Genomic DNA, 5745 nt, shown 5'->3' with positions numbered 1-5745 from the left:
AAAGTCTAACGTCGCACTGGTGAGTAAGGTTTTAAATTCAACAAACACTCTTGAACAAACCAGCAGTAGCGCCACCAGCAAGTAAGGAAACCATGCCATAACAACGGACATTGTCTTATTGTTCAACGGGACGGCAATATCTTCCTTACTGATAACCAATTTACCCATCCACTCACTTGGCCAGTTTTTTTGCGGTTCAAAGTCCCATGTTGTTTTTGGCACCAAAAACCCTCTCTTGGCCGCGTTAATCACAATCGCGATACTGACCAATCCCCCGATTAGGGCTGGAAATTCAGGTCCTAAAAAAACACCTGTTAATGTATAAGGAATCGTAAATGCTAAACCCGCAAATATAGCAAATGGCCAAATAGCTAAGCCTTCTTTCCAGCTTTTGTTTTTTCCAAAAAAGCGGGTGAGCATCATCACCATAATCAGTGGCATAAACGTACCAATCACACCGTGAATCATGGCGACTTGGCTAGTGATTAATTGTAGAAAAGCATCCCATTGCATGCCTTCTTGTGCCAGTTGAGCGCTAATAGCAGTTGTATCTAATCCTTTATTGATACCGATGATAATTGGTGTGCCTACAGCACCAAACGATACAGGCGTACTTTGTATCATCATACCCATTAAAACAGCACCCAGTGCCGGAAAGCCAATAGCCACCATCAAAGGCGCTGCAATAGCGGCTGGTGTACCAAAGCCGGATGCGCCTTCAAGAAAGGTACCAAAACACCAGGCAATAATAATCGCTTGAACACGCCGATCAGGCGATACATTGATAAATCCAGCACGAATAACGGCTATCGCACCGGTGTGTTTTAACGTATTCAGTAAAAAAATAGCACCAAATACTATCCATAATACTGATACGGTAATCACTAACCCCTCAAGAATGGATGACGACACTCGGTTAAGCGTCATATTCCATATAAAAAGGGCAATAGCAGCAGTCACGGCTAAGACGATCGGCATCGTCCTTTTTGCTGACCATTGCAAGCCAATAAGCAAAATACCACAAAGAACGATTGGCAGTAATGCCAAAAGCCCATATATTGTTTGATTCAAAATCATATCCTTTTTATCGTTTAATCTTCCTTGAAAACCAGCCATCTAAGCATTTATTTTTATGACTTAATGATGACTGAGTCGTATTGAACATTCAGATATAGGAATCGTTAATCACTGTGAATTCTTTAAAACTGTTTGTCATCTGTCAGACGAATCCGAAAACAACCTCTCTCAGTGCCAGTGCCAAATATTCAAAATTCCCTAAAATATTCTACGCCTTGTCAAAACATTGATATATTGCATCAAAGGACAATGTTATTTTCTTTTTTTGCTATAATCCAAAATACATTACATCAATTGGGGAACAAGTATGGTCAAAGCTGACGATATGATTTTATTCGTTCAGGTTGTTGAAGAAGGGTCATTTTCTAGAGTCGCTGAAAAATTATCCTTGACGAACTCAGTAGTTAGCAAACGTATTGCAAGACTAGAAGAAAGCTTGAATACACAGCTGCTTTACAGAACAACCAGAAAGTTAAGCCTAACCGATGCAGGAAGGACACTTTATAACAAGGCGAAAATCGCTAAATTTGCCTTTCAAGAAGCCGAAAATGCCGTGACAGGCTACGGCGAAGACATGAAAGGCAACATACGTATCACGATGCCGGTGGTGTCTGCTGACTTAGTATTGAGTGAATCCATTGCCGAATTTTGTAAAAAGTACCCTAAAATATCGGTGGATTTACAAATTACCAATCGATTGGTTGATTTGATAGAAGAAGGATTTGATCTGGCAATAAGAACCGCCGAACTTGAAGACTCATCTCTGATTGCAAGGCGCCTTATAGATAGCCAGTGGGTCATATGTGCGACACCAGTCTATTTAGAGCAACATGGTACGCCTCAAACTCCTGAACAGTTACAAAATCATGAGTGCTTAGTTTATAAGTTTGATAATACCTCTAATGCCATATGGCCATTATATGCAGATGGTACAGAGCAGTTGCTCCCTGTACATGGTCGGTTTCATAGCAATCATCTTAGTGCCATTAAACGAGCTGCTCTTAGCGATCTAGGTATTGTCTTTTTACCACAAGCACTTGTTTATAATGAACTTCAGCAAAATACGCTCACGCAAATTTTGCAACGTTTTACACGAAAAAAAATGGGGATGTATGCGGTATATCCTAAAGCAAGGCAGCCTGATCAAAAACTGAAACTGCTTGTTGCCCATTTGCGAGAGTCATTACATCAAAAACAGGCTTATTACTGCTAAGGAATAAGCCTGTTTTTGATGTACATAAGCAAGGATAAGTAAAAGCACTGCTTTGCCCGAGCGCAAGACGAGAGCTGTGCTTGAGTGGAAAAGAAATGGGCGCAGGCAAAGTTTCTACGCTAAGGTTGGATGGAGAATAACTTGCCGAAACTGTTTCATAATATGGGTTGTATTTCTTTTATTGTGAACTGACTATACTACCATCAGACTTGCCTGTTATCGTGGTTGCACCGCCCGTGTCAGGCGTACCAACTACGGTAGCGGGTTTTGGGGTTACATCAATATTAATTTTACTAAGATGATCCAAACCCTCTTTGGTGATTTTTGCACCACGACCAGCCACGCCACCCATCATAGCATCAGCGCCCAACCCTCCAACCATTTGAGCATCTTTATAGGTGATGTCATATGGTTGTAGTGTCAGAATGCTTACAATTAGACTGATATTTATCAGAGACTCTGTGAAAGATTACCCAATCAGTGGCACACCACACGTGCGTGACGGACGTGATATTAAGTATTTAAACACAACTACTTATATAGCCGCTTAAACACAAAAAATTACCCTCGCCGTTCAAGCGAGGGTAATTTTTTATTTTGGGTTTGAGAGCCTGCTTTATAAAGCTATAAGTCTTATACAGGCCAGCCTTCTAAGACAATCTTACCATGCGCTTGACGGTTTTCTAGCATTTGGTGCGCACTGCGTAAATGCTCAGCCGTGATAGTGCCAAGATTATGTGCAACGGTGGTTTTAATCTCGCCAGCATCAATCATTTTTGCTACATCCGTCAATAAGTTATGCTGTTTAATCATGTCTGGCGTATGGAACATGGAGCGCGCAAACATAAACTCCCAATGTAGACTTAAGCTTTTGGTCTTAAGCGGTAGTACGTCTAATGCTGCTGGGTCATCAATCAGTCCAAGTTTACCTTGTGGTTTTAAGCATTTAATAATCTCTGCATAATGGTCTTCTGTATTATTGAGACTGACCACGTAATCTACCTCAGTGATGCCTATCTTTTGCAGCTCATCAAATAAAGGATTGCGGTGATTAATCACATAATCTGCGCCGAAATCTTTCAACCACTGTATGCTCTCATCTCTTGAAGCAGTGCCGATAATCGTGGCAGAGGTTCGTGCTTTTAATAACTGCGTTAATATTGAACCAACGCCGCCTGCCGCACCAATCACAAGTACCGATACATCACTCCCATCAGTACTACTGTTACTCGCTATGTCTTCAGATACAGGCACTTGCAAGCGATCGAATAACATCTCCCACGCGGTGATCGTCGTCAATGGCAGTGCAGCCGCTTCAGCAAATGATAATGAAGTAGGCATATGCCCAACGATGCGCTCATCAACAAGCTGATATTCAGCGTTACTACCTGAACGGGTTAAATCACCCGCGTAATATACCTTATCCCCTACTGAAAACAGACTGACCTCTTCGCCGACAGCCGTCACGGTACCAGCAGCATCCCAACCAATAACAGCATACTCACCCTCTGGTGCAGGTCGCCCTTCACGGATTTTGCAATCTACTGGGTTGACTGATATTGCTTTAACTTCCACCAGAATATCATGGCCTGAGGCAGTCGGTTTATCAAGGGTAATATCTTCTAGCGCTTTTTCATTATCGATGGCTAGATTGTCTTGATAACCAATGGCTTTTATCGTTTGAGCTTGCATTGTGTTTATTCCTAATAATAAGTGGATTGAATAAAGTACTAACGTGGACAGTATTGAAATAAATAGCGCTTAATGTGAAGTGAATATATTGTTAATCCAACGACAACGATTGCAAGACCTGTTGTGTTTGGCGTTCAAGCTCTGCAATGGCTTCTTTGTCTAAGGCGTCGGTATGCGGTTGTCCAAACGCTCCTTTTTTGTCACCATGCACACCATTGTTAATGTCGTTATTAAAATATTTGCCCGTATCGCTGGCAAACTCATCTGAGATGGCAAGCTCGGTGAGAATATCTGCCCCTTTGTCTGCTGATGACCAATGTTGGCCATAAGCATCATTGGCCATTTTTGTGTTCAAAAGCGATCCTGGGTTGACAGCGATCACATTAATATCGTTGCTAACGATTGTGTCAGCTAAATTCATACTCCACATCGTTAGTGCCAGCTTACTTTGAGCATAGGCATCCTTATCATCGAGACTGGCTTGCCCTGCAAATGCCTTATATGATATCGGCGCTTGAGCAGCTGAGCTTAGATTCACGATGCGAGCTTTACCAAACTTTTTGAGTAAAGGTAATAGAGCGTTGGTCAACTCGTAAGGCGCTAGATAATTAACTACAAAGCGTACGTCCAAACCATCTTTAGTCATTGCTGATGCCGCTGTATAAATCCCCGCGTTGTTTATAAGCACATCAAGTTTAGGTAGCTTTTCTTTCACCTCTGCTGCCATTTTTCGCACATCGGTCAAGTCTGAGAAATCAGCCACAAACCCATCAATATTATCTAGCGCTGCGCCTGTCGCCACTGCTTTGACCTCAGCAACAACACTGGCAAGTTTGTCAGAATTTCTGCCATGCAAATACACCTGATGCCCTGCTGCTGCTAGTTTTAAAGCCGCCAATTTGCCAATACCATCGGTACTGCCGGTAATCAAAATAGTCTTACTCATACGTCAACCTTATTATGCAACGGTTAGTGATGCACTTTATTCTATGCTTTGTTATATAGCGTATTGTAATAGAAGTGTTGGTAAGCAAACAGTAGCCACAACCAAAAACACTTTCAATATTTTTTTGAAAGTGTCTGATTATCTAAGCGATTATTTGTTATATTTAATGACAATAAAGACTGCCGGTTACGATATGATGATGAGCTTACAGTCACTATAAGGTTATCAGTGCCCTCAGACTTAGGGCGCAACTGGGTTTTGCTTTGGCTTGATACCTTTATGCAGACTCACCCTAAAGTCGATTTGCGGCTACATGTCTCTGATGGTCATGTAGATTTATACGGACAGTAGATTGACTTAGCACTGCGTTATGGCAGCCCAAAAGACTCTTCATAGATCGCATTGCCCATCGTTTTGGACAATCGTCCTGTGCTGTGTGCCGCGCCAGAGTATTTAGAAAAGTTTGGTGAATCTAAAACACCACAAGACTTGACTGAGCACAACTGTCTTTGTCTAGGGCACAATGACAAATACTTTAGCCAATGGACGTTTGAACGCTCGGGCAAACAAGCTAGTGTCTCCGTATCGGGCAATCGACGTAGCAAAGATGGTGACGTAATCAGACGCTGGGCGATAATCGCGCATGGCCTTGCGCTGAAATCTCGTCTGGATATTATTTCTGATATAAAAGAAGGACGACTCATTGAAGTTAAATTAGATGGATGGCAAGTTGCCCCCTATCCGCTGTATTTAATTTGCCCTGAACGGCGCTTGATTGACCCTTTGTTTAACGCAGTGAAGGAGTATTTAATCGACT

Annotated in this window: 5 protein-coding genes and 1 pseudogene; 2 read left to right on the top strand and 4 right to left on the bottom strand. The window is 42.1% G+C overall.

Going from position 1 to position 5745, the window contains the following annotated elements; genetic code table 11:
* A partial coding sequence (locus VLN09_RS01150; RefSeq protein WP_325243287.1) for an L-lactate permease occupies positions 1-1071 on the bottom strand: 1071 nt, incomplete at its 3' end.
* A gap of 313 nt (positions 1072-1384) precedes the next feature.
* On the opposite strand from VLN09_RS01150, the gene VLN09_RS01145 reads away from it, so the two are divergent.
* Positions 1385-2290: a LysR family transcriptional regulator gene (locus VLN09_RS01145; protein ID WP_325243285.1), complete on the top strand. Its 906-nt coding sequence runs from the start codon at positions 1385-1387 to the stop codon at positions 2288-2290.
* A gap of 178 nt (positions 2291-2468) precedes the next feature.
* Here VLN09_RS01145 and VLN09_RS01140 read toward each other — a convergent pair whose 3' ends face one another.
* The 3 genes from VLN09_RS01140 to VLN09_RS01130 all read right to left on the bottom strand — a co-directional run bounded on the left by VLN09_RS01140 (position 2469) and on the right by VLN09_RS01130 (position 4928).
* Positions 2469-2672 carry a hypothetical protein gene (locus VLN09_RS01140; protein ID WP_325243283.1) on the bottom strand — a complete coding sequence of 68 codons (204 nt, stop codon included), beginning with the start codon at positions 2670-2672 and terminating at the stop codon, positions 2469-2471.
* Positions 2673-2923: 251 nt separating this feature from the next.
* The gene (locus VLN09_RS01135) at positions 2924-3967 is read right to left on the bottom strand and encodes a zinc-binding alcohol dehydrogenase family protein (protein ID WP_325243289.1); all 1044 of its coding nucleotides are present in this window, start codon (positions 3965-3967) and stop codon (positions 2924-2926) included.
* A gap of 106 nt (positions 3968-4073) precedes the next feature.
* Positions 4074-4928 carry an SDR family NAD(P)-dependent oxidoreductase gene (locus VLN09_RS01130; RefSeq protein ID WP_325243282.1) on the bottom strand — a complete coding sequence of 285 codons (855 nt, stop codon included), beginning with the start codon at positions 4926-4928 and terminating at the stop codon, positions 4074-4076.
* Positions 4929-5156: 228 nt separating this feature from the next.
* On the opposite strand from VLN09_RS01130, the pseudogene VLN09_RS01125 reads away from it, so the two are divergent.
* Positions 5157-5745 (top strand): annotated as a pseudogene (locus VLN09_RS01125) (substrate binding domain-containing protein); the annotation flags it as partial.

The organism is Psychrobacter sp. (assembly GCF_035469765.1).
In the GTDB taxonomy this organism is placed as follows: domain Bacteria; phylum Pseudomonadota; class Gammaproteobacteria; order Pseudomonadales; family Moraxellaceae; genus Psychrobacter.
This window is presented reverse-complemented; position numbering and strand designations above follow the sequence as displayed.